Origin of the sequence: Mesorhizobium sp. BR1-1-15 (assembly GCF_020165475.1) — a bacterium.
Lineage (GTDB): Bacteria > Pseudomonadota > Alphaproteobacteria > Rhizobiales > Rhizobiaceae > Mesorhizobium.
Genome location: NZ_JAIUIF010000008.1, coordinates 127,662 through 152,585, shown reverse-complemented (window position 1 = coordinate 152,585; position 24,924 = coordinate 127,662). Strand labels below are relative to the sequence as shown.

Sequence of the window (24,924 nt, the reverse complement as noted above, 5' to 3'; positions counted from 1 at the left end):
GGGACATGAGCGCTGATTTCTCCGAGCTTCGCGTCAAGATGGTCGATGGCCAGATCCGCACCACCGACGTGACCAGCACGCCGCTGCTCGACGCCATGCTTTCCGTGCCCCGCGAGCTTTTCGTCGACGAACGCCAGCGCAATCTCGCCTACATCGACGAAGACATCCGCATCGCGGACGGCCCCGGCGGCGCGCGATATCTGATGGAGCCTTCGCCGTTGGCCAAGCTGATGCAACTGGCCGAGATCAGTCAGGCTGATTCGGTCCTCGATGTCGGCTGCGGCACCGGCTATGCCTCGGCCATCCTGTCGCGACTGGCGGGCTCCGTGGTGGCGCTTGAAAGTGATTCGGCGCTGGCCGAAACCGCAAAGTCGGTGCTCTCATCGCTGGGCTGCGGCAATGTGACCGTGGTCCAGGGCCCGCTGCCGCAGGGATATGCCGCCAAGGCGCCCTACGATGTCGTCTTCGTCGGCGGCAGCGTCGGCAAAGTGCCGGCGGCGCTGCTCGACCAGCTCGCCGAAGGCGGCCGCCTCGTCGCGGTCGAAGGGCAGGGCAATTCCGGCGTGGCGCGGCTTTTTTTCAAAGCAGGGGGGGTTGTAACCGGTAGACGGGCATTTAATGCGGCAATTAAGCCACTACCCGGGTTCGAACGTGAGCATGCTTTCGAATTCTGAATGATTTGGCCTTGCAGCAGAGGCTTTGTCATGGTCGCTTGCATTTGAACAATCGTTGCTGATCCCAATGGGGGCACTTTGGGCCGAGCGACAGGGAACATTCTGACACGCCGCTCCGGTTCTCTAAGGAGAAGCCGGTGCGGCGTGGTTCCCATGGAAAACGAATGAGGGTTTAATGGTGCCGTCTCTACGCAAGTCACTTTTCACCGCCGTCCTCGTTTCGGCGACCGCGCTTTCCCCGCTGGCCGCCTCGGCCGAAACCATCTCCGGCGCGCTTGCAAAGGCCTATCAATACAATTCCTCGCTGAATGCCTCCCGAGCCGGCGTACGCGTCACCGATGAGAGCGTGGCCATCGCCAAGTCCGGCTGGCGCCCGACCATCACCGGGACGGCCGACACGAATTATGTGAATACCCGTGCCAGCGGCGCCAACGTCAAGACGGGGTCGGCCAGTGTGGGCATCGTCATAAACCAGAACCTGTTCGACGGCTTCCAGACGAGAAACAATGTGGCGGCAGCCGAATCGCGGGTCAAGGCATCCGTCGAAAGCCTGCGCAACACCGAGGAGAACACGCTGTTGAGCGCGGCCACGGCCTATATGGACGTGATTCGCGACCGGCAGATCGCGGTGCTGACGGAGCAGAATCTGCAGTTCCTGACCGAGCAGGCGCGCGCCGCGCGCTCACGGTTCGAGGTCGGCGAAGGCACGCGCACCGACGTTGCGCAGGCCGATGCGTCGCGCGCTTCCGCCGTGGCGTCGCTCAGCGCCGCCCGCGCGCAGGCGCTGGCAAGTGCGGCGAGCTATCACCAGATCGTCGGTGACGAGCCGGGCAAGCTCAGGCCTGCCTCGCCATTGGCCAGGCTGCTGCCGCCGAGCCTCGATTCGGCGATAGCCATCGCCTCGGCCGAGCATCCGGCGATCCTCGCCACCCAGCATCTGGTCGATGCGGCCGCGTTTTCGGTGAAGTCGTCCGAGGGCGCATTGCTGCCGCAGCTTTCCGCATCGGCCGGCATTTCGGAGGATTATCTGCATCGCAATCCCGACCTCCAGGGGAGCAACGGCGGTTCGACCTCGGCCAACATCGGTGCGACACTGACGATCCCGATCTATTCGGGCGGCCGCACCTCGGCGGTCGTGCGACAGAACAAGGAATCGCTTGGCGAGGCCCGCATCCAGGTCGACGTCAGCCGCGACCAGGTGCGCCAGGCCGTCGCCTCGGCGTGGTCGCAATACACCGCCGCGCAGCAGAGCGTCGCTGCCAACAGGCAGGTGATCGACGCCGCTCAACTGGCGCTGAACGGTGTCATCGAGGAACGCAATGTCGGCCAGCGCACCACGCTGGATGTGCTCAACGCGCAGGCCACCGTCATCACCGCCAAGATCAACCAGGCAAATTCCGAGCACGACGTTGTGGTGGCGAGTTATGCCATCCTGTCGGCGATCGGCCGCCTCTCGGCCGAGCGCCTTGCGCTGCAGGCGACGAAGTACAGGCCTGAAGAGCACTACAATGCCGTCAAGGACAAGTGGATCGGCCTGCGCACGCCGGATGGCCGCTAAACTCCACAGATTCGAGTAGTTCTCTCGAAGCGGCCCGGCGTTCGATCGAAACGCCGGGGCGCTTCATTGTTTGCGCAACTGCGCCGGCAACTCGTCACATGCTTTTCGACGAATTGCGCTAATCTGTTGAAATCCCACATGTCCCCAGAATGGGGATTCTCGTACGGCGCTCCGTCGGTTACGCTGTCGCCATGATTCGAATCCGGCTTTTACCGGAGCGGAAGTCTGTAACAGGTCACAAGGGCGGCGGATGTGACGATGGCAACGGCAAGCAGCGCACAGCGCGAACCTTCCATGGAAGAGATATTGGCTTCCATCAGGAGGATCATCGAGGACAGCGACAGCGGCCGCAAGCAGCCGGACGATGCCGATGACTTGCGGCAGGATCTGAAGCCGGCGGCGGGCGCTGCTCCCGACGTCGATGCGCTCCGCGCCGAATTGCATGCCGCTCCCGAGGTCAGGAAGCCGGTCACGCTGGCGGAGGTGCAGGCACAGACATCGGCGGCCGAACCAACGGTCGCGCGCATGGAAGCGCCGGAGCGAACCGATCCCGTGGCACCAAGGGCGTCGATGACGCTTGCCGAGGTGAGCGCCCGGATCGCCGCCGAGCCGCTGCCCGCCGAAAGGACCGACAGGCCCGCGACGCCCGAGGCCGGTGCGGCAAGCGATGCCATCGTCGCCGATTGGCGCCGCGAGATCGCAGCGGTCGGCGAGCAGGCGAAGGCGATACCAGGCATTCGCAAGCCGGTTGTTCAGCCCGAAGCGCCGGTGGACGAGCCGATGCCGGAGCCGGCGTTCGAGCGGACCCCTTCGATCGCCGCCCCGGCGAGCACCGACGAGGCGCGCAAGGCGGCGGATGAAACGCCTGCGGCCCGTCCGGCAATCCTTTCCGAGCATACGGGCCGGCAGGTCGCCGCAGCCTTTGGCGAACTCTCCGACGCCTTTGCCAGCCGCAGCAAGAAGACATTCGACGAGATGGCCGAGGAGATGCTGCGGCCGATGCTGCAGGACTGGCTGGACAACAACCTGCCAACGCTGGTCGAGCGCCTGGTGCGCGAGGAGATCGAGCGCGTGGCGCGCGGCGCGTAATGATTTTCCCGGGTCGCCTTAGGTGGCTAGTTGGACACCGCTGCGCCTTCACCCTGGCGCAGGCACGGTAATCTCAGGATCGGCATGTCGAGGGAGGCGGTGGCCGCAATAATAGCTCCGATGATGGCGATTGCCACGACCACGCCGCTCCACGCTTCATATAGGCCCGACCCAAGCATAGAGCCCGCCAACCTCATTGTTCGAACATATCTCGGCAGTCTTTCGGGTCTTCTCCGGGTTGGACTAGGCCCATGCGGGCCAAATAGGTTTCGAGCTTCGCGGTTCGGTCTGCATCAAGAATCGCCATCACACCGATATATCCGTCCGGCCGGATCAGCACACACTCGCCCGGTGCCAGTGCATAAGCATCGCGAAGGTGTCCCCAGGCATCGATGACATCGCCTTGCGGGCCGATGTGGTGGACATGCAGCCCCTTGAGTGGCCCAACCGTCTCTCTCCCGGCTTGATGAACAAGCAGTGTCCAATGCGGCCCTTGCAGCAATTGGAACAGTCGCCATGGTTGCCCCGCCGCGCCCCTGATTTGGGCATCCGGCGCGCGGTCCCCCGCGTGCGGGCCGCTGCTGCGTTCGGCCATTTCCCTGGAGAGCGGCGATTCCGGATAGGCGATATCGAGCTGGCGCACCTCGCGGCCGCGGTGCATTCCACCCTGTTTCTGGGTGTCGAGCAGCCGGGTCGAAAGGCCGAGAACCGATTCTGCGACCGGACGTCGTTCCTGCTCATAGGTGTCGAGCAGGCAATCATCCGCGCCGTCGAGGACGGCGGCAAGTTTCCAGCCCAGATTATAGGCATCCTGCACGCTGGTGTTCAGGCCCTGGCCGCCGGTTGGCGGATGGATATGAGCTGCATCGCCAACGAGGAATACCCGATCGACCCGGTAGCGATCGGCAAGCCGGGCGTTCATCAGGTAGGCCGACGCCCAGGCGACCGAATCCACCCGCACGTCGCCGCGGCCGGTCCGCTCATTAATCAAGCGCCCCAGCTGTTCTGCTGAGAGGTCCACTTCGCCGTCCAGCAGAATGGGTGCCTGAATCTGGAAGAGATCGGTTCCGGCGAGCGGGCAAATCGCGACCATTCGCTCCATGTCACCGTCGTTGAACTGGTGCCACGCATCGCGGTCCAGCCCGGTCAACAGCACATCCGCCACGACCGCACGCACGCCCAGCGTCTTGCCGGGGAAATTCAAGCCGAGCGCGCCGCGCACGAAGCTGTGCCCGCCGTCCGCCCCGACAAGATAGCGTGCGCGAACGGTTTGCTCGCCATTCGGCCCCGCAAGACGTGCCATGACACCGTTCTCACCTTGCTCGAACCCAACCAACTCACATCCGTACTCGACCCTATGGCCTAGTTCTGCCAGCCGCTCTCGCATGATCCGCTCGGTGAGGAATTGCGGAATCATTAGCGCGATGGCGTAAGGCTCTGCCGGGGTCGGATCGGGGCGCTCGCCGGTGTCCTTTTCGATATAGCTGCCGTCATCGCCATACACGCGCATCGGCGGATAGACGCCGCCTGCGGCAACGACCCTGTCGAGAATGCCAAGATCTTCGAAAATCTCCTGTGTCCTCGGCTGGATGCCCTTGCCGCGCGAGCCACGGAAGGGTTCGCTCATCTTCTCAATGAGCTGGAAGGATATACCGCGCCGTGCAAGCTCGATCCCCAGCGTCAGGCCAGCCGCTCCTGCGCCGCAGATGAGCACATCTGCCGCAAAACCGTTTGTCATGTCGATCTCCTTGTGTGTAAAATGCACATAATGGAGAGTCGGAGTGGCGTCAATGAAAAACGTGAAAAATACACATATTGGGAGTCATCAGATTCGTGAACTCCACGGAGCGCTGATCGAGATTGCCAGCCTTATGAACCGGCCTCAGCGCGATGAGCAGATGGTAAAGGAGGCCGGAATTGCGCTCGACCGCGCACTGTTTCCTCTGCTGGTCGGGATAGAGCGGCTTGGGCCGATCGGGATAGTGGACCTCGCCGACCGGGCTGGCCGCGATTACACCACTGTCAGCCGTCAGGTGGCGAAGCTCGAAAGCCTTGGCCTGGCCGTGCGCCGGCAGAGCGAGACAGACCGCCGCGTGAATGAGGCTGTCGTCACGCCAAAGGGCAAGGCGATGACCGACAAGATCGACGCAGCACGAGAGAGAAACGCTCGCGCCGTTTTCGAAAGCTGGGACGCACACGACATCGACGAACTCGTGCGGCTTATGCGCAAGTTCGCCGAAGCTTTGAAAGAAAAACCAGAGGACTCCAGCGCGTCCTGAGACGTCGCACTATTCCTCGTTTCGTACGACGCGAGCTGGCATTTGGGATTGGGCGGCGTAGGCGTGCAATGCCTCTCCGGCTGGAGCCGGTGACAGTGCCGACGCCACCAGGGATTGTCGCATACGGGACAGACACTATCTGAACGGTGATCCTCTTTCTGTTGTGCCGGTTGCCGAGGCGGCCCCTACGGTTGACTCGGTCAAAGCCTTCCGATTTACACCGGACCAGCAAAAATCCGACAGCGCGGACCATTTTCCCATGCTTGAAAAGACCTACGACGCCAAAACCGTCGAACCGAAGATTGCCAAGGTGTGGGAAGAGGCCGACGCGTTTCGCGCCGGCGCCGGCGCCGAGGAGGGGGCTGAGGCCTTCACCATCGTCATCCCGCCGCCCAACGTCACCGGCTCGCTGCATATGGGCCACGCGCTCAACAACACGTTGCAGGATATTCTCGTTCGCTTCGAGCGCATGCGCGGCAAGAACGTGCTGTGGCAGCCGGGCATGGACCATGCCGGCATCGCCACGCAGATGGTGGTCGAGCGGCAGTTGATGGAAAAGCAGATCCATCGCCGCGACCTCACCCGTGAACAGTTCATCGAGAAAGTGTGGGAGTGGAAAGCCGAATCCGGGGGCGCGATCCTCAACCAGCTGAAGCGGCTCGGCGCCTCGGCCGACTGGTCGCGCGAACGCTTCACCATGGACGAAGGCCTGTCCAAGGCCGTGCTCGAAGTGTTCGTCACGCTCTACAAGGAAGGCCTGATCTACAAGGACAAGCGCCTTGTGAACTGGGATCCCAAGCTGCTCACCGCGATCTCCGATCTCGAGGTCGAGCAGCAGGAGGTCAACGGCAATCTCTGGCACTTCCGCTATCCCGTCGAAGGCGTGGCCTTCGATCCGGAAAACCCGAAGACCTTCATCATCGTGGCGACGACGCGCCCCGAGACGATGCTGGGCGATACGGCCGTCGCCGTGCATCCGGACGACGAGCGCTTCCGGCACCTGGTCGGCAAGAATGTCGTCCTGCCGATCGTCGGCCGCAAGATTCCCGTGGTGGCGGATGAGTATTCCGACCCCGAGAAGGGCTCTGGCGCGGTCAAGATAACGCCGGCGCATGACTTCAACGACTTCGAGGTAGGCAAGCGCCACAAGCTGCCGGCGATCAATATCCTCACCGTCGAGGCGGCGGTAAACCTCAGGGACAACGAGGATTTCCTCGCCGGGCTCGAGGTGACGCCGGAGCGCCAAGCCGTCTGGGATGAACTCAACGGCCTTGACCGCTTTGTCGCGCGCAAGAGGATCGTCGAATTGATGGAAGAAGGCGGCTTCCTCGACAAGGTCGAGCCGCATCGCCACGCCGTGCCGCATGGTGATCGCGGCGGCGTGCCGATCGAGCCGTTCCTGACCGAGCAGTGGTATGCAAACGCCGCCGAACTGGCCAAGCCGGCGATCGCCTCGGTGCGCGAGGGGCGTACCAAGATCATACCCGCGAATTGGGAAAAGACGTACTTCCAGTGGATGGAGAACATTGAACCCTGGTGCATCTCGCGCCAGCTTTGGTGGGGCCACCAGATTCCGGCATGGTATGGGCCGGACGGGCGCGTCTTCGTCGAGAAGACGGAGGAAGAGGCGCTGAGTGCCGCGATCGAATATTATCTGGCGCTCGAAGGACCCTGGAAGGCCTGGGTCGAGGACAAGCTCGAGAATTTCCAGCCGGGCGAAATCCTGACCCGTGACGAGGACGTGCTCGATACCTGGTTTTCCTCGGCGCTGTGGCCGTTCTCGACGCTGGGCTGGCCGGATGAGACGCCGGAGCTGAAAACCTACTACCAGACCGACGTGCTGGTGACCGGCTTCGACCTGATCTTCTTCTGGGTCGCGCGCATGATGATGATGGGCCTGCACTTCATGGACGAGGAGCCGTTCCACACCGTGTACATGCACGCGCTGGTGCGCGACAAGAACGGGCAGAAGATGTCGAAGTCGAAAGGCAACGTCGTCGACCCGCTCGACCTCATCGACGAATATGGCGCCGACGCGCTGCGCTTCACGCTGACGGTGATGGCGGCGCAGGGGCGTGACGTGAAGCTCGACCCGGCGCGCATTGCCGGCTACCGCAATTTCGGCACCAAGCTTTGGAACGCGACGCGCTTCGCCGAGATGAACGAAGTCGCGCGCAACGACGATTTCTGGCTGAACGACGCTAAGCTGGCGGTCAACCGCTGGATCCTGACCGAGCTGACGCGCGCCGCGCGAGAGGTCACGGACGGCATCACCTCATATCGCTTCAACGAGGCGGCGGGGGCGGCCTACCGCTTCGTCTGGAACCTGTTCTGCGACTGGTATCTGGAGCTGCTGAAGCCGATGTTCATGGGCACGGACGAGGCGGCCAAGGCCGAAAGCCGCGCCTGCGTCGCCTTCGTGCTCGACGAAATCTACAAGCTCCTGCATCCGATGATGCCGTTCATGACCGAGGAACTTTGGGCGCAGACCGCGGGCGAGGGCAAGGAGCGCGCTTCGCTGCTTTGCCATGCCGCGTGGCCGTCGCCGGATTTCGAGGACGCTGAAGCGGCCGCCGACATCAACTGGCTGGTTGATCTCGTCTCCGGCATTCGTTCCGTGCGTTCGGAAATGAACGTGCCGCCGGCAGCCATCGCGCCGCTGATGGTGATCGGAGCCAACACGCTTACCCGCGAACGGCTGGGGCGCCACGCCGCCGCGATCAAGCGGCTGGCGCGCGTCGGCGACATCTCGCAGGTTGACGCCGCACCCAAGGGCTCGGCGCAGATCGTGCTCAACGAGGCAACGGTCTGCCTGCCGCTCGGCAGCCTGATCGATCTCGCCGCCGAGGCCGCGCGCTTGCAGAAAGAACTGGCCAAGGTGACCGAGGAGATCGCACGCCTGCACAAGAAGCTGTCGAACGAAAGATTCGTCGCCAGCGCGCCGGCCGAGATCGTGGAAGCCGAGCGTGAAAAGCTGGCCGAATACCGCGAGGCGCAGGGCAAGCTTTCGGTGGCGCTGGCCAGGGTTCGCGAAGCGGGTTGAGGGCAGATTCGGGAGACTTTAGGGCCCTCTAAAATGGGGTGGCTTTTTGCCTCGAAACCGGCATTCCGTAGCGTTAATGTTGACGTAAACGGAAGTTTTCGCCCCATTGTTGCCATAATGTAACAATGGGGCATTCGACTGCTCAAAACTGATTATTTTTGGCCTTTTTGGCCGATTTTCTCCCGTTTTTCTGAGTGAGACACGCCCGGCGAACCGTTTTTCTGCCTCGCTGCGCTGGTCTGCATTTTGTCCGGAATGCGTCCGGTGGACATGTACATGTACGCCCCAAGAATTCGTTGTTGCACCGTTAACCCGAATTGGTTCTAGCTGGATGCACTGACTATTCGGGGAGGACATCCATGAACAATCTGCGTTTGAAAGCACTGCTGGGGGCAGGGTGCTTTTCGCTGGCTTTGCTGGGGACGGCAATGAGCTCGGCACATGCCGGCGGCCTGGAACGTGGCGGCTACGATATCGACCTGCTGTTTGATCCGGCGCCGTTCGCGACGGACGCGGAAGCGACCTATGTGATGCCGGACCGTAAGTACGAGAATGCGCGTGGTCCCGGCGGAGCCAATCTCGGCCTTGGTACCTCGGCCGACGGAGCCGAGGGCTATTGGGTACCGCGCATAGGAATGAAGGCCCAGGTTGTGCAGGGCGTCGACTGCATGGTCGATTATTCGCAGCCTTGGGGCGCGCATACCGCACCAGGTATGTGGAACGGAGCGCTTTCTAACGTCGAGACTGATATCAAGAGCAACAATTACGCCGGCACCTGTTCCTACAAGTTTGATGCTGGCAAGGGCCAGCTCCGCTTTATCGGCGGGTTGTTCTATCAGGACATTTCAGGCTTCAAGGAAAGCTTGGTCGGTTTTACTCCCCTCGGACAACCGCTGCTTGGTCGTGTCGATCTGGAGGCTAACGGTTGGGGCTGGCGCGCCGGCGTTGCCTACGAAATCCCTGATATCGCGCTCCGCGCCAGCTTGGTCTACAATTCGAAAGTCAAGCTAGACAACATTTCGGGCACACTCACCTTACCAGCTATTCTTGGAGGTTCTCGGCCGATCTATGGCGCAGAGGAGTCGATGCCGGATTCGCTGGAACTGAAACTGCAGTCCGGTATTGCGCCTGACTGGCTGGCCTTCGGCTCAATCAAGTGGGTCAACTGGAGCGTGCTGCAGAGCGTTCCGATCTGTCCAACAATTGCGCCTGGGGCGGCTTGCTTCACGAACGGCCCGGGTCAGGTGACGTCGCTCGACCTGATGTATCGTGACGGCTGGACCGTTTCAGGTGGTATCGGCCACAAGTTCAATGATCAATGGAGTGCCGCCGGTCAATTGACCTGGGATCGTGGCACCTCGCATGGCTATGGTGCGCAGACCGATACGTGGACCCTGGGCGGCGGCGTCGCCTATACGCCGCAGCCCAACATCGAAGTGCGGCTCGCTGGAGCGGTCGGCGTTTTGACCAGCGGCCACTCGGGGACATTGGCTGGTGAGAACGGCTATGTTGCAGGCGAGGATGCCAGCTATGATTTCGGGAATGATCTGATCACGGCGATCTCTGGTGGTGTGAAGATCAAGTTCTAAGTCTCTGTAAAATCAAATGAAAGGCCGGGCAATGCCCGGCCTTTTTCGTTCCGGGGCTGTGGCCGAGCCTGTCGGCCCCAGGGCTGCGTTGCAGATAAACCGCACCAGCTCCGCCTCGTGTCGTTGTGATGTTTTGGCAACACTTTCTGAACAACCCCTGCGCTAGAAGTCAGGCCGACGAAATTGCCCATTTCCCGCCATAAACCCGGCGCACCTCGATCTTGTCTCGGGACACGCGCCAAAAGGCTCGGCGATGGGAGCAGGCCGCACCGCCCTCTTGCGAGGAAGATGTGGGGCAAGGAAGAGTATGGACGCCAAAGTCATCTCCAAGGCTAAGCTCCCCAGCCGCTATGTGACCGTCGGTCCGGCGCGTGCGCCGCATCGCTCCTATCTCTATGCCATGGGCCTGTCGGCGGCCGAGATCGCACAGCCGCTGGTCGGCGTCGCCTCCTGCTGGAACGAAGCGGCGCCCTGCAACATTTCGCTGATGCGCCAGGCGCAAGTGGTCAAGAAGGGCGTCGCGGCCGCCAACGGCACGCCGCGCGAATTCTGCACCATCACCGTCACCGACGGCATCGCCATGGGCCACCAGGGCATGAAGTCGTCGCTGGTGTCGCGCGAGGTCATCGCCGATTCGGTGGAGCTCACCATGCGCGGGCATTGCTACGACGCGCTGGTCGGGCTCGCCGGCTGCGACAAGTCGCTGCCCGGCATGATGATGGCCATGGTGCGGCTCAACGTGCCGTCGATCTTCATCTATGGCGGCTCAATCCTGCCCGGCAGCTACCGCGGCCGCCAGATCACCGTGCAGGATGTGTTCGAAGCGGTCGGCCAGCACTCGGTCGGCACGATCGGCGATGCCGAACTGCTTGAAATCGAGCAGGCCGCCTGTCCCTCGGCCGGCTCCTGCGGCGCCCAGTTCACCGCCAACACGATGGCGACCGTGGCCGAGGCGATCGGTCTGGCACTGCCCTATTCCTGCGGCGCGCCGGCGCCTTATGAAATGCGCGATCGTTTCAACTTCGCCTCCGGCGAAAAGATCATGGAACTGATCGCCAGGAACATCCGGCCGCGCGACATCGTCACGCTGAAAGCACTGGAGAACGCGGCGACGGTGGTTTCGGCCACCGGCGGCTCGACCAATGCGGCGCTGCATTTGCCGGCCATAGCGCATGAGGCCGGCATCAAGTTCGACCTGTTCGATGTCGCCCGGATTTTCGAGAAGACGCCATACATCGCCGACCTCAAGCCCGGCGGCAAATATGTCGCCAAGGACATGTTCGAGGCCGGCGGCATTCCGCTGTTGATGAAGACGCTGCTCGACCACGGCTACCTGCATGGCGATTGCCTGACGGTCACTGGCCGCACTTTGGCCGAAAATATGGAGCATATTGCCTGGAATGAACACCAGGATGTGGTCCGCCCGGCCGACAGACCTATTACCCAAACCGGCGGTGTCGTGGGCTTGAAGGGAAACCTTGCCCCCGAAGGCGCGATCGTGAAGGTCGCGGGCATGACGGAGTTGAAGTTCTCCGGCCCGGCGCGCTGCTTCGATTCGGAAGAGGAATGTTTCGAAGCGGTGACGCATCGCAACTACCGGGAAGGCGAAGTTCTCGTCATCCGCTACGAAGGGCCGCGCGGCGGACCTGGCATGCGCGAGATGCTGTCGACGACGGCGGCACTCTACGGCCAGGGCATGGGTGGCAAGGTGGCGCTGATCACAGACGGCCGTTTCTCGGGCGCGACGCGCGGCTTCTGCATCGGCCATGTGGGGCCCGAGGCCGCCGTTGGCGGTCCGATTGGCCTCATCCGGGACGGCGATGTGATCTCCATCGATGCCGTGAACGGCACGATCGATGTGGCGTTGTCCGATAGGGAACTGGCTGCGAGGGCAAAGAGTTGGAAGGCGCGCACAACCGACTATCAGTCCGGCGCGATATGGAAATACGCACAGACGGTAGGTTCCGCCCGCGACGGCGCGGTCACCCATCCGGGCGGTGCGAAAGAAACACACTGCTATGCGGACATCTGAGTTGTTGAGGTCGTCTGTCCTTCCGGCACTGGTCGCGTTAGCGATCTTTGGCGCCGTCGGCCAGGCCATGGCCTTCGACGACAAGGTGTTCGACGACAAGACCGGCGTGAAGCCGCAGTCGAGCCCCTGGGCGGTGTTCCAGTTCGGTTTCTCCGCCTACAAGAACGGCCACAAGGAACAGGCCGCGGAGGCCTATAAATACGCCGCCGAGAACGGCCAGATCGGCGCTACCTGGAAGCTTGCCCGCATGTATGCCGAGGGTGACGGCGTGGCGCGCGACGATTACGAGGCGTTCAAGTTCTTTTCGGAGATCGTCGATCAGGACGTCGAGCCCGGCTCACCGGAAGAAAGCTACGTTTCCGACGCGCTGGTGGCGCTGGGCGACTACCTGCGCAAGGGCATTCCCGGCAGCCCGGTGACCGAGAACGAAGTGGCGGCCCAGGAATATTACATGCGCGCCGCCGCCAACTACCGCAACCCGAATGCCCAGTTCGAGATGGGGCAGATGTTCCTGAAGGGCGAGGGCGGCGTGAAGGCCAGCGTCAAGCAGGCCGGGCGCTGGTTCCAGCTCGCCGCCGAAAAAGGCCATGCCGGCGCGCAGGCGACGCTTGGCCATCTGTTGTTCCAGAGCGGCAAGATCGTGCGCGGCCTGGCGATGATGACGGCAGCACTCGAACGTGCGGCGCCCGCCGACCAGCCCTGGATCCGCGGCATGCAGGAGGAGGCCTTTGCCGCCGCCGGCGAAGCCGACCGCCGCACAGCGATCTCGCTCGCTGACGACATCCTGACCAAGGGCAACAGCGCCGATCAGTAAGGATGATCTCCCCACGAGGAGATCGCTAATCAGACATTAATTCTCGGTCGGCTCCGCCGGCACCATGCTGGGAGCCGGCGCCGAGATCGGCGTCATCCGCCGGTGCGGCGCCAGCGTGTCTTGCGGGCAGCTGTCCCCGACTTTCGTCCATGAGGTGTTGTTGAGCACCATCTCGCAGCGGGCGAGGTGGCTCTTGTCGGCGATCGTCAGACAGGCGACCTGGCCGACCGGGTAGGATTTTCCATTGGCAAGACATTCCTCGGCGGCGAAAGCCGCCGCAGGGACGGCGATAGCGAATGCCAGGCCGATCGGACAAAGGACAAGTCGTATGGTCATGGGAACCCCAGCCGCCATGATGATCTCCCATCATGCGCCTGATTGTGGCGATACGAGGTCCAGCGCGGGCCCGGGTCTCCCTCAGGCCGGCAGCAAATCGAGATCGATGGCCACCGGCACGTGGTCGGACGGTTTTTCCCAGGCGCGCACATGCTTTTCGATCGAGGCCGATGAAAACCGGTTGGCGGCCTCGGGCGACAGCAGCAGGTGGTCGATGCGGATGCCGTTGTTCTTCTGCCAGGCGCCGGCCTGGTAGTCCCAGAAGGTGAAGGTGTCGCCCGCATCGGTGACCGAACGCACTGCTTCGGTGAAGCCGAGATTCTTCAGCCTGCGGAACGCCTGCCGCGTCTGCGGCTGGAACAGCGCATCATTCAGCCAGTTCTCCGGGAACTTCGCGTCGACAGGTTCGGGAATGACGTTGTAGTCACCGGCCAGCACCAGGGCTTCCTCCAGCCTCAGCCGCTCCTCGGCCCAGCGCTCCAGCCGTGCCATCCAGGACAGCTTGTAGGAGAATTTCCTCTCGTCATCGATCGGATTGCCGTTCGGCAGATAGAGCGAGGCGACGCGCAATGCGCCCTTGTCGGTCGAGAACACGCCTTCGATGAAGCGCGCATGCTCGTCGGCGTCGTCGCCGGGCAGACCTCTGATGACCTCGTCGAAGCGCAGTTTCGACAGCAGGGCGACGCCATTGAAACCCTTCTGGCCGTGGGTTTCCACATTGTAGCCAAGCGCCTCGATCTCGGCGCGCGGGAACTGCTCGTCGACCGTCTTGATCTCCTGCAGGCAGACGATGTCGGGGGCGCTTTCGGTCAGCCAATGGGTGAGATTGCCGATGCGGGCGCGAATGCCGTTGATGTTCCAGGTGACGATCTTCATGGCGGCCTCAATGTTCTTCCGGGGCAAGACGTTCGACCAGGCCGATCGTATTGCCTGCGGGATCCTTTAGAAAGGCCATCCACTCGCTTTCCCCCGCCGGACCGAACTGGCCCTCGGTGTCGCGATGAACAAGCGTTGGAGGCGCGGTGAAGGGAACGCCCGCAGCTTTCGCGCCGGCGTGGAAATCCTCGAGACCTGATATGTCGAGATAGACGGTTCCGGCCGGAATGCCGTCGGTGAACAGCAGCCGCACGCTGCCGGCCATGATGAAGGCGATGCCCGGCGGATCGTAACGCACATGCACGCTCATCCCGAGCACGTCGCACCAGAAGGCCAGAGTCGCGTCGAGGTCTCGCCCGGCCGAGAGCGCGACCTGACGAACCGCGCCAATGGCAGGCATGTTGTTCCTAAATGGAGAAGCTTGTGCCGCAGCCGCAGGAGGCGACCGCATTCGGGTTGCGGATCTGGAACGACTGGCCCATCAGGTCGTCGACGAAATCGATCACCGACCCGCCCATATAGACCAGCGACAGATCATCGATCAGAACCGTGGCGCCGTCCTTCTCGATGGCGACATCGTCGTCGTTGCGCGCGTCGACCAGATCGAACTTGTAGGAAAAGCCGGAGCAGCCGCCGCCTTCGACAGAAACGCGCAACGCCGTCTTGCCGGCCTCGTCCGACACAATCTTGGCGATCCGCCTTGCGGCGGCATCGGTCATCTCGACTTTCATGGCGGTCTTGGCATCCGCGCCCATGGGCGTCACCTTGCTTTCCGTTTCACATGATAGGTATGAAGCGCGAAGGGCCAAGTCAACCGGCCAAGTCAACCGGCCATAGTCTGGCGGCCAAAGTCAGGCGGCCAAAGTCAGGCGGCATCGACCATGACCAACGAGTTGGGCGACATCGGATTTGGCTATAGGCCCCGCGCGGCCTATGCCAGCGATCCGGCGCGCTCGCGCGGGCGCCTGTTCGAAGAGGTCGAAAGCCCGACCCGTACGCCGTTCCAGCGGGACCGCGACCGCATCATCCATTCCACCGCGTTCCGGCGGCTGAAACACAAGACGCAGGTCTTCATCGCCCATGAAGGCGATCATTATCGCACCCGGCTGACCCATTCGATCGAGGTGGCGCAGATCGCACGCGCTCTGGCGCGGGCGCTGCGCGGCGACGAGGATCTGGCTGAAGCGGTGGCGCTGGTGCATGATTTCGGCCACACGCCCTTCGGCCACACCGGCGAGGACGCCCTCAACGAGAAGATGGCTGATTGGGGCGGCTTCGACCACAACGCGCAATCGCTGCGCATCGTGACAAGGCTGGAAGCGCGCTATGCCGAGTTTGACGGACTGAACCTGACCTGGGAAACGTTGGAAGGCCTGGTCAAGCACAATGGTCCGCTGACCGATGCCAACGGCAAGGGCCTGAAGGGTCCGGTGCCGCAGGCGATCCGCGACTATTCGGAACTGCACGACCTCGAACTCGACCGGTTCGCCGGCATAGAGGCGCAGTGTGCTGCGATCGCCGACGATATCGCCTACAACACGCACGACATCGACGACGGCCTGAGGGCGGGGCTGCTGACGCTGGACATGCTGAAGGCCGTCTCGCTGCCGGGGACCATCCTGGAGGGGGTGCGCGCGCGCTATCCCAATCTCGACGAGGTGCGCACCGGCCACGAGCTGATGCGGCGCCAGATCACCGCCATGGTCGAGGACGTGATCAGGTCGACCACCGCCAACCTGGAACGCACCGGGCCGCGGAGCGCCGATGCGGTGAGGGCGGCGGGCGAGACGATGGTGACCTTTTCCGCCGAAATGGCCATCGCCGAGAAAGAGCTGAAGGCCTTTCTCTACAAACACCTCTACCGGCACAAGGAAGTCATGCGCGTGCGCGCCGATGCGGAGCGGATCGTCAGGGACCTGTTCGACGTCTATTTCGCCGATCCGCGCGCCATGCCGGACGGCTGGCGCGAGGGGCTCGACCGGGCCGAGGATCGCATCAAGGCGCGCAGCGTGGCCGACTTCCTGGCGGGGATGACCGACACCTACGCGCTGAAGGAACACCGCCGTTTGTTTGACCATACGCCGGATTTGAGCTAGGGCGGGCTCGATTTTGCCGGCCAACAAGCCGGATTCCCTGCAAAGCCGCCAGAGTCATACCCATGAACATCTTCGCCGACTTCACCGCGCGAATCATAAAAGCCGTCGAGACGCTTGATCTGAAAGACAATGACGGCGTTTCGCCCGACCTGTCGCGCATCGCCGTCGAGCCGCCGCGCGATGCCAGCCATGGCGATCTTGCGACCAATGCGGCAATGGTGCTGGCCAAGCCCACCGGCCAGAACCCGCGGGTGCTGGCTGAGCGCCTGGCGCTCGCGCTGCGGGACGACAAGGATATCGCGGCCGCCGAGGTTGCTGGCCCGGGCTTCGTCAATTTGCGGCTCAAGGACGGTTTTTGGCAGGCACATCTCACGATGCTTCTGGGCGAGGGCAGCAATTACGGCCGCTCCAGCATCGGCGGCGGCAGGAAGGCCAATGTCGAATATGTATCGGCCAACCCGACGGGGCCAATGCATGTCGGCCATTGCCGTGGCGCCGTCGTTGGGGATGCGCTTGCCAATCTGATGGCCTTTGCCGGTTACGACGTGACCAAGGAATATGTCATCAACGACGCCGGCTCGCAGATCGACGTTCTCGGCCGCTCGGTGATGCTGCGTTATCGCGAGGCGCTTGGCGACGAGGTCGGCGAGATTCCGGCCGGGCTCTATCCAGGCGACTATCTGGTCCCGGTCGGGCAGGCGCTGGCCAAGGAGTTCGGCCGGTCCTTGCTGCAGATGCCGGACGAAGAGGCGCTCGCCATCGTCAAGGACCGCACCATCGACGCGATGATGGCGATGATCCGCGAGGATCTGGCGCTGCTCAACGTGCATCATGACGTGTTCTTCTCCGAGCGCACGCTGCACGCCGACAATGCCAGGAAGATCCGCTCGGCGATCAACGACCTGACGCTGAAGGGCCATATCTACAAAGGCAAGCTGCCGCCGCCCAAGGGCGAGAGGCCGGACGACTGGGAAGATCGCGAACAGACCCTGTTCCGTTCGACGGCGGTCGGCGACGACATGGACCGGGCGCTGGTCAAGTCGGATGGTTCGTTCACCTATTTCGCCGCCGACGTCGCCTATCTCAAGGACAAGGTCGATCGCGGCTTCGTCGAGCTGATCTACGTGCTCGGCGCCGACCATGGCGGCTACGTCAAGCGGCTGGAAGCGCTGGCGCGGGCGATCGCCGGCGACGAGGTGAAGCTCACGGTTCTTCTGTGCAACCTGGTAAAGCTGTTTCGCGATGGCGAGCCGGTGCGCATGTCCAAGCGGTCCGGCGATTTCGTGACGCTGCGCGAGGTGGTGGAGGAAGTCGGCCGTGACCCCATCCGCTTCATGATGCTCTATCGCAAGAACGATGCGCCGCTCGATTTCGACTTCGCTAAGGTGACCGAGCAGTCCAAGGACAATCCGGTATTCTATGTGCAGTACGCTTCGGCGCGCTGCCATTCGGTGTTCCGGCAGGCGAGCGAGCAGTTGGGCGAAGCGAATTTCGATCGCAACAGCCTGGCGGCTGCAGTGGCATTGTTGACCGACGAAGGCGAGATCGGCCTGATCAGGAAACTCGCTGAATATCCACGGTTGATCGAGTCGGCGGCACTTGCGCTCGAGCCGCATCGGCTGGCATTCTACCTCTACGATCTGGCCTCAAGCTTCCACGGGCACTGGAACCGCGGCACCGATAATCCGGACTTACGTTTTGTTAAGGTTAACGACCGACAATTGACGCATGCCAGACTAGGGCTGGTGCAGGCTGTTTCGGATGTCTTGACGTCCGGCCTGACGCTGATCGGCGCCGCGGCGCCCACCGAAATGCGTTAGGTTTGACTAAAAAACCTGTCACCTTTTGCCCACATTGCGCTGGTAAGGGCCAACCCTGCGCGACGTCCATGGCGTCCGAATGAGTGCGAGTTCGGGAACAATAATGGCAGACAGAACCCAGCTGAGAATAGCCGACAACAACGACATCGCCAACGATGATCCGTTCGCGGAACTGACCAGGATCATGGGGTTCGACCCGCGCCAGCCGGTCAAGCCACAGGCGCCCGCCCAACCGAAAGCCGCCGCTGATCAGCAGGCGCAGGGGGTCGATTTCGACATCGATCTCGAAAAGGAGTTGATGGGCGACTTCGACTTTGCCGAAGGCAACGCCGCGACGGTCGCCGATGTTGATGAGCCGGCGTTCGACGCCGCCGCTACCGACGGCATGGATGACGAACTCGCCATGGCGTTCGACGACATGCAGCTCGACGATGAGCATGGTGCCGACGACGCAGTTGCCGAGGCCGCGCCAACCGTCGATGCCGCTTTCGATACGGATTTCGACGATGCGGTAGCCAGCTCTCTCGATGGCGTTTCGCCGCTCGATGACGATCTGCCCATGGCGGACGAGCTTGCGGCATCGCTCGATCAGGACTTCCGGCTTGATGACGCGACCGATGCGGCCGAGCCCGCCTTGGCCGCCGAAGTGGCGGAGCCTACCGTCGACCATGAATTCGACGATGGCTTTGCTCTTTCGCTCGAAGACGAACTGATGCTCGATGGTCACGTGGCGCAGCTGCAGCCTGAAGCGGCCGCGGCTCCGGTCGAGCTTCCCCTCGAGACGGCGCTGAACGCGAACCAGGCGGTTTCCGAAGAGGATTTTGGCGATCGCTTTGATGACGCCACGGCTTTCGGCGACACGTTGGCGGATATCGATTTCGATCTGGCTGCCGATCACTCGGTCGCGACCGATGCGCCCGTGGCTGCGGAGACGGATGCGCTTGACGCGCACGACGTGACCGCCGAGACGGCCGATGCGCACGAAATGGATGACGTGTTCGCCAAGGTGACGGATGCGGAAGGCGAGACAGCAGATCTGGCCGCCGATGCGCCGCTGGATGATGCTTTCGAGCAGGATTTCAACGACGTGCTTGCCGAAGCGACGGACGAGCCGGCCGCTGAGCCTGTGGCTGCCCCCGTTCAGCCCGCCGCCCCGGCTATGGCCGAACCGGTGCATGCCGCCGCCGACGAGCGTAGCCTTGAAGACGAGTTGAACGCGCTGTTGGGCGCCATGAGCGCACGCTCGGCGCCGGTGGCCGAGGAGGAGGTAGCGGTTCAGCAGCCTGTCGCCGCGACCGCGAAACCCGACGAAGAACCGGCGGCCGGTGACCTCGACTGGAACCTGGACGAACCTGCGGCGGCGCAGCAGCATCAGGCGGTCTCGGCCGCTGACGTCGATCTTGACGATCTCATGCTCGATGAGCTTCAGGACCAGGACCGCGGCGCGCATGCCGCTGCCTCTGAAGGCGATGATTTCGAAGCGGAACTCGCCGCAAGCATCGACCTGGCCGAAGGCATCGACCTGGCCGAAGGAATCGACCGGGATGAAGACGTCGCCGCGGATCCCGCCGCGCCGGAAACTTTCCGCGACGATCCCCTCGATTGGCTGACGATGCAGTCCACGCCGCCCGAGCCGGTCCGCTCGTGGAGCCGGGTTACGCCGGTCCCACAGCCGCAACAGGCGAGTTTTACCGCCCAGCCGATGGCTTCGGCGGCCCCCATGGCCGCGGCGCCGTCTGCCGCGGTCCCGACCTATCGTGCGGCCGAGCCTGCCGCTTATGCGGCGCCGGCCGCCGCACAGCGCGAGCAGTCCGCGTTCGATGACGAGATGCCCGATGTCGAGACCGTCGATGTGCCGGAGCGCGTCGTGGCGCTTCAGGATGATCTCGACATTCCGGAATTGCACTTCGAAGAGGATGAGCCGGCCGCGCCCGGCTACGACGATCTCGACGCCGAATTCTCCAATCTGCTGACCGAGATGAATACAGTGGATGTCGCTGCGGCTCCCGCAAACACCAGCGCGTCCTATGCCGACGAATCCTACAATACCGGCTTCAAGCCTGGTTACGATGCCTTTGAACAGGGGTATGAGGCTCCCAAGCCGGGTTATCAGGCGCTCAAGCCGGGCTATGAGGGGCTCAAGCCGGGCTATCAGCCCGAGGCCCGCACCTACGCGGCACGGCCGGCGGAAATGTCTGCCCGCGCGACAGCGCCGGCAGGCTATGCCGACGCCACCAACGGCTTCGACGTCGACGACTTGCCCGGCAGCCAGCCGGTTTCACAGGCCGACGATTTTGCCGTCGACGAGCTCGACTACGATCCCGAGCTGGACGAGGCGATGTCGGTTCCTGGTCTCGCCGAACGCGAGGCCGGCGGGTCGCCGCGCAGGCGCGGCCTGCTCATCGCCGCCATTGTCGGTGCAGTCGTTGTCACCGGAGGCCTCGGCGCCTTCGCGCTGTCTCCGGGCGGCCAAGGCGGCAGCGACGCCCCGGTCCTGGTCAAGGCGGACAATGCACCGATCAAGGTCAAGCCGGAAAACCCGGGCGGCGCCGTGGTGCCGAACCAGGACAACAAGGTCTATGACGCGGTCGCCAAGGGCGCCAAGCCCGCCGAGCCGGTCCAGCAGAAGCTCGTCACCAATGTCGAGGAACCGGTCGATGTGGCGGCGAAAGATCCGGCTCGCGCCGTCGATCTCTCGCCCGACCAGACCGCAGCCGACGCGACCGACGGCGACGGCGGCGATGCTCCAACCGCCGTTGCGGCGCCAGCCGATAACGCCGCGCCCGCAGCCAAATCCGAGGACCGCATCGCGCAGGTCCTCCAGGATGCCGACAAGGGAACGAATCCCGACGTCGTCGCCGTGGCGCCGCGCAAGGTTAGGACCATGGTGGTCAAATCGGACGGGTCGCTGGTGCCGCGTGAGGATCCGGCGCCCGCCGCACCGAAAGTGGCTGCCGTGGAGCCGGTCGATCCGGCGCCGCAACATGTCGCGCCGTCGGCTCAGGCTGATGCTGACCAGACCGGCACGGTGGCGCCGGACGCCGCGCAGGCGGCCGATGAGCCAGCCCTGAAACCGGTGACCGAGCCCAAGGCGGAAGCCAAGGCCCAGTCGGCCAACACGCCGGCCAAGGTCCCGGTCGCGCCGCAGCGCCCGTCCGACCAGCCGGTCGACGTGGTCGGCGAGGTCAAGCCCGATCAGGTTGCCTCCATCAGTCCCGCGGCGCCCTCGACCGGCGGCGGTTCGTGGTCGATGCAGATCGCCTCGCAGCCGACGGTCGAAAGCGCGCAGTCGACCTATCAGGATCTGCAGCGTCGCTATGGCGGCGTGCTTTCCGGCCGCACCGCCAACATCGTCAAGGCGGAGATCGCCGGCAAGGGGACTTTCTACCGCGTCCGCGTGCCCGCGCAGTCGCGCAACGATGCCATCAATCTGTGCACCAGCTACAAGGCTGCCGGCGGCAACTGCTTCGTGTCGAGGTAGTCATTCACCTCCCGTGTCGGAGGAGAGCAGTTTGAAAACCGGCGCGGCCTCAACGCCGCGCCGTTTTCTTTTTGCACTTTTCGACGTGATTCCCTTTGGCCGCGGAAGATTCTAGACTCGTCGGCATGACCGAATCAAAATCCATGATCCTCGGCTGTGCCGGGAAATCGCTCACCCGCGAAGAAATCAGTTTCTATCGCAATGAATGCCCGTGGGCCTTCATCCTGTTTGCCCGCAACATCAGCGAGACCGAGCAGATCCGCGATCTGGTCGCCGAGATGCGCGACTGCATCGGACGGCCGGACGCGCTGGTGTTCATCGACCAGGAAGGCGGCAGGGTGCAGCGGCTGCGGCCGCCTCTGGCGCCGAACTATCCAGCCGGCGGCGCGCTCGGTGCGCTGTGGCGCGACGACCATGACGCCGGAGCCCGCGCCGCCTGGCTGATGGCGCGGCTGCACGCTTTCGACCTTCTGCGCTACGGCATCACGGCGGATTGCCTGCCGGTGCTCGACGTGCCGATCGAAGGGGCGAGCGACGTCATCGGCGCGCGCGCCTATGGCAAGGAGCCGCGCCCGGTCATCGAGCTCGGCCGCGCCGCGGCGGAAGGCCTGATGTCTGGCGGCGTGCTGCCGGTCATGAAGCATATTCCCGGCCATGGCCGGGCTTTCGCGGACACGCATTTCGAACTGCCTGTCGTCGACGCTTCGATGAGCGAGCTGCAGCGGCACGATTTTGCGCCGTTCAGGGAACTCAACCACCTGCCGATGGCCATGACCGCGCATGTCGTCTACAGCGCGATCGACCCGAAAAACCCGGCAACCACCTCCGGCAAGATCATCGACGAGATCATTCGCCGCGAGATCGGCTTCGATGGGCTGCTGATGAGCGACGACACCTCGATGAAGGCACTTTCTGGGGATTTCCCGACAAAGGCGGCCTCGATCCTTGCGGCCGGCTGCGATCTGGTCCTTCACTGCAACGGCGTTTTCGAGGAGATGGCGGGCATCGCATCGCGAACCAAAGGGCTTGAGGGCAAGTCGCTTGAGCGTGCAAACCGGGCAATGACCTATATAGAAAAACGCGACGCGGCTGAAGAAACCGAGATACGCGCCGAATTCGCCACCTATTTCGATGCGGTGGCCTGACAGAGGGAAGAACGGGACGTGGCGGAAGCATTGGAAAGCAAGGCCGGGAAGGCCGCACCGATGGACCGCCTGTGGGCCGAAAGCGATGATACCCGGCTGACCGGCGATCCGTCGCTGGTCGTCGACGTCGCAGGATTCGAAGGCCCGCTCGATCTTCTGCTGCATCTTGCCCGCAACCAGAAGGTCGATCTCGCGCGCATCTCCATCCTGGCGCTGGCCGAGCAGTATTTGGCCTTCGTCGAGACGGCGAGGGCACTGAGACTTGAGCTCGCCGCGGATTATCTGGTGATGGCGGCGTGGCTCGCCTTCCTCAAATCGAAGCTTTTGATCCCGAAGCAGCCGGGCGAGGAAGGCGAAAGCGGCGAGGAACTGGCGGCGGTGCTGCAATTCCGGCTCAAGCGGCTGGAAGCCATGCGCGATGCATCGGCGCGGCTGGTCAACCGGAACCGGCTCGGCCGCGACGTGTTCGCGCGCGGCATGCCGGAAATGGTCATCATCGAGAAGCGCAATGCCTATTCGGCGTCGCTCTACGATCTGCTCACCGCCTATGCCCAGCAGCGGCAGAAGCAGGCAATCACCAATGTCACGATCGCCAGGCGCGGCGTCTGGTCGCTCAAGGACGCCCGCGATATCCTGACAAGGCTGATCGGCTCGCTGCAGGACTGGACGGCGCTCGACAGTTTTCTCGTCCGATATCTGTCCAGCCCGGAAGAGCGGCGCACCGCGATCGCCAGCTCGTTCGCGGCGACACTGGAACTCGTGCGCGAGGGCAAGATGGATGTGCGGCAGGACGAGGTGTTCGCGCCGATCTATTTGCGCGACCACCGCGCACAGGCAATCAAGGCAGTCGAGGTGGCATCATGAGCGAACGCGCCAACGCTTCGGTTGTCCCGTTCAAGATGGACAACGAACCGGAGGAGGGCGAGATCGACCAGGCTTCGGTTCAGAATCCGGCCCAGAATCCGGCGCAGAATCCCGCCGAGCGGCTGCATATGGCGGAGGCGGTGCGCATGGCCGAGGCGATCGTTTTCGCCAGTGCCGAGCCGGTCAGCGAAAAGCAGTTGGCCGCGCGCCTTCCCGATGGCATCAACATCGCGCTCGCGATGGCCGAGCTGCAGCAGATCTATGCGCGGCGCGGCGTCAATTTGGTGCGGGTCGGCGATGCCTGGGCGTTTCGCACCGCCGGTGATCTTGCCTTCCTGATGAGCCGTGACACCGTGCAACAGCGCAAGCTGTCGCGCGCGGCGCTCGAAGTTCTGGCGATCATCGCCTATCACCAGCCGGTGACCCGCGCCGAGATCGAGGACATCAGAGGCGTCGAAACCTCGAAAGGCACGCTGGATACGCTCTTGGAAACGGAATGGGTGCGCATGCGCGGCCGGCGCAAAACGCCGGGCCGTCCCGTGACCTATGGCACCACCGAAACCTTCCTCGACCATTTCGCGCTCGAGGAAATCCGCGATCTCCCCGGCATGGAGGAGTTGAAGGGCGCCGGCCTGCTTTCGGGCCGCATGCCGTCGAATTTCTCCATTCCGCAGCCGCCGGCCGATCCGGATGCGCTGACCGAGGACGAGGATCCGCTGACCGATATCGATCTCGAGGAACTCGGCCTGCTGACGCCGCGCGTCACGGAAGATTGACCGCAAGCCCCTGTTCCTGGAGGCTTTCCCGGGCTAGATGCGCCGATTGGTAGCGGACCGCATCGCCGAAAATGCGTGACATCCGACACCCTTTCATAAACTCTGTCGCGGTTGTGTTTGAATCCCAACGCGAAAACGCATAGATCATCGCCAGGGAAACCATTCGAGAGAGAGTTGCTATGGGTTCATTTTCGATTTGGCACTGGATGATCGTGCTGGTCATCGTGCTTCTGGTGTTCGGCCGCGGCAAGATACCCGAGCTGATGGGCGACATGGCCAAGGGCATCAAGAGCTTCAAGAAGGGCATGGCGGACGACGACGTTGCCGACGACAAGCGTACCGTCGAACATCGCGCCGACGAAACCGTTTCGGCAGCGAAGGAAAAGGCCAGCAAGAGCTGAGCCAAGGGTTGTTGCTTTGTGCGTGTCGTTGTCCCAGAACCGCTTCGCACT

At 63.3% G+C, this 24,924-nt stretch carries 20 protein-coding genes; 15 read left to right on the top strand and 5 right to left on the bottom strand.

The window, feature by feature from the left end:
* The first annotated feature begins 5 nt into the window (after positions 1–5).
* From LB541_RS16135 to LB541_RS16125, 3 genes are all read left to right on the top strand, one after another.
* Entirely contained in the window at positions 6–674 is a 669-nt protein-coding gene (locus tag LB541_RS16135) for a protein-L-isoaspartate O-methyltransferase family protein (RefSeq protein ID WP_140495747.1), read from the top strand.
* Between the two features lie 178 nt (positions 675–852).
* Positions 853–2,232: a TolC family outer membrane protein gene (locus LB541_RS16130; protein ID WP_140521260.1), complete on the top strand. Its 1,380-nt coding sequence runs from the start codon at positions 853–855 to the stop codon at positions 2,230–2,232.
* Between the two features lie 258 nt (positions 2,233–2,490).
* Positions 2,491–3,321, top strand: a complete 831-nt coding sequence (locus LB541_RS16125; protein WP_140521041.1) for a PopZ family protein — start codon at positions 2,491–2,493, stop codon at positions 3,319–3,321.
* Between the two features lie 193 nt (positions 3,322–3,514).
* Here LB541_RS16125 and LB541_RS16120 read toward each other — a convergent pair whose 3' ends face one another.
* On the bottom strand, positions 3,515–5,059 hold the full coding sequence (locus tag LB541_RS16120; RefSeq protein WP_140517150.1) for an FAD-dependent oxidoreductase: 1,545 nt from the start codon (positions 5,057–5,059) through the stop codon (positions 3,515–3,517).
* Between the two features lie 43 nt (positions 5,060–5,102).
* On the opposite strand from LB541_RS16120, the gene LB541_RS16115 reads away from it, so the two are divergent.
* The 5 genes from LB541_RS16115 to LB541_RS16095 all read left to right on the top strand — a co-directional run bounded on the left by LB541_RS16115 (position 5,103) and on the right by LB541_RS16095 (position 13,078).
* Positions 5,103–5,600, top strand: a complete 498-nt coding sequence (locus tag LB541_RS16115) for a MarR family winged helix-turn-helix transcriptional regulator (RefSeq protein WP_140495751.1) — start codon at positions 5,103–5,105, stop codon at positions 5,598–5,600.
* A gap of 259 nt (positions 5,601–5,859) precedes the next feature.
* The gene (locus tag LB541_RS16110; protein WP_224618969.1) at positions 5,860–8,643 is read left to right on the top strand and encodes a valine--tRNA ligase; all 2,784 of its coding nucleotides are present in this window, start codon (positions 5,860–5,862) and stop codon (positions 8,641–8,643) included.
* A gap of 359 nt (positions 8,644–9,002) precedes the next feature.
* Complete coding sequence (locus LB541_RS16105) at positions 9,003–10,232, top strand: OmpP1/FadL family transporter (protein ID WP_140495753.1); 1,230 nt, start codon at positions 9,003–9,005, stop codon at positions 10,230–10,232.
* A 307-nt stretch (positions 10,233–10,539) separates the two neighbouring features.
* Positions 10,540–12,264, top strand: coding sequence for a dihydroxy-acid dehydratase (gene ilvD, locus LB541_RS16100; protein ID WP_140495754.1), 1,725 nt, complete (start codon positions 10,540–10,542; stop codon positions 12,262–12,264).
* Positions 12,251–13,078, top strand: a complete 828-nt coding sequence (locus LB541_RS16095; protein ID WP_140517142.1) for a tetratricopeptide repeat protein — start codon at positions 12,251–12,253, stop codon at positions 13,076–13,078. The genes ilvD and LB541_RS16095 overlap by 14 nt, the downstream gene beginning before the upstream one ends.
* Before the next feature lie 36 nt (positions 13,079–13,114).
* On the opposite strand, the gene LB541_RS16090 is transcribed toward LB541_RS16095, so the two are convergent.
* The 4 genes from LB541_RS16090 to erpA all read right to left on the bottom strand — a co-directional run bounded on the left by LB541_RS16090 (position 13,115) and on the right by erpA (position 15,045).
* The gene (locus LB541_RS16090; protein WP_140564102.1) at positions 13,115–13,432 is read right to left on the bottom strand and encodes a hypothetical protein; all 318 of its coding nucleotides are present in this window, start codon (positions 13,430–13,432) and stop codon (positions 13,115–13,117) included.
* Between the two features lie 63 nt (positions 13,433–13,495).
* The gene (xth, locus tag LB541_RS16085; RefSeq protein WP_140495757.1) at positions 13,496–14,290 is read right to left on the bottom strand and encodes an exodeoxyribonuclease III; all 795 of its coding nucleotides are present in this window, start codon (positions 14,288–14,290) and stop codon (positions 13,496–13,498) included.
* Between the two features lie 7 nt (positions 14,291–14,297).
* Positions 14,298–14,690 carry a VOC family protein gene (locus tag LB541_RS16080; protein ID WP_140495758.1) on the bottom strand — a complete coding sequence of 131 codons (393 nt, stop codon included), beginning with the start codon at positions 14,688–14,690 and terminating at the stop codon, positions 14,298–14,300.
* Positions 14,691–14,697: 7 nt separating this feature from the next.
* Positions 14,698–15,045, bottom strand: a complete 348-nt coding sequence (erpA, locus tag LB541_RS16075; RefSeq protein ID WP_140495759.1) for an iron-sulfur cluster insertion protein ErpA — start codon at positions 15,043–15,045, stop codon at positions 14,698–14,700.
* Between the two features lie 126 nt (positions 15,046–15,171).
* Here erpA and LB541_RS16070 point away from each other — a divergent pair, with 126 nt between their 5' ends.
* The 7 genes from LB541_RS16070 to LB541_RS16040 all read left to right on the top strand — a co-directional run bounded on the left by LB541_RS16070 (position 15,172) and on the right by LB541_RS16040 (position 24,873).
* Entirely contained in the window at positions 15,172–16,386 is a 1,215-nt protein-coding gene (locus LB541_RS16070) for a deoxyguanosinetriphosphate triphosphohydrolase (RefSeq protein ID WP_140728916.1), read from the top strand.
* 62 nt (positions 16,387–16,448) lie between these two features.
* The gene (argS, locus tag LB541_RS16065) at positions 16,449–18,206 is read left to right on the top strand and encodes an arginine--tRNA ligase (RefSeq protein WP_224618966.1); all 1,758 of its coding nucleotides are present in this window, start codon (positions 16,449–16,451) and stop codon (positions 18,204–18,206) included.
* 103 nt (positions 18,207–18,309) lie between these two features.
* Complete coding sequence (locus tag LB541_RS16060; protein ID WP_224618963.1) at positions 18,310–21,687, top strand: SPOR domain-containing protein; 3,378 nt, start codon at positions 18,310–18,312, stop codon at positions 21,685–21,687.
* A gap of 125 nt (positions 21,688–21,812) precedes the next feature.
* Positions 21,813–22,832 (top strand): beta-N-acetylhexosaminidase, encoded by a 1,020-nt coding sequence (gene nagZ, locus LB541_RS16055; protein WP_224618952.1) that lies wholly within the window; start codon positions 21,813–21,815, stop codon positions 22,830–22,832.
* Between the two features lie 60 nt (positions 22,833–22,892).
* Positions 22,893–23,696 (top strand): segregation and condensation protein A, encoded by an 804-nt coding sequence (locus LB541_RS16050; protein WP_140623496.1) that lies wholly within the window; start codon positions 22,893–22,895, stop codon positions 23,694–23,696.
* Positions 23,693–24,472 carry an SMC-Scp complex subunit ScpB gene (gene scpB, locus LB541_RS16045; protein ID WP_224618950.1) on the top strand — a complete coding sequence of 260 codons (780 nt, stop codon included), beginning with the start codon at positions 23,693–23,695 and terminating at the stop codon, positions 24,470–24,472. The genes LB541_RS16050 and scpB overlap by 4 nt, the downstream gene beginning before the upstream one ends.
* A gap of 179 nt (positions 24,473–24,651) precedes the next feature.
* On the top strand, positions 24,652–24,873 hold the full coding sequence (locus tag LB541_RS16040) for a twin-arginine translocase TatA/TatE family subunit (protein ID WP_015317533.1): 222 nt from the start codon (positions 24,652–24,654) through the stop codon (positions 24,871–24,873).
* The last annotated feature ends 51 nt before the right edge of the window (positions 24,874–24,924 follow it).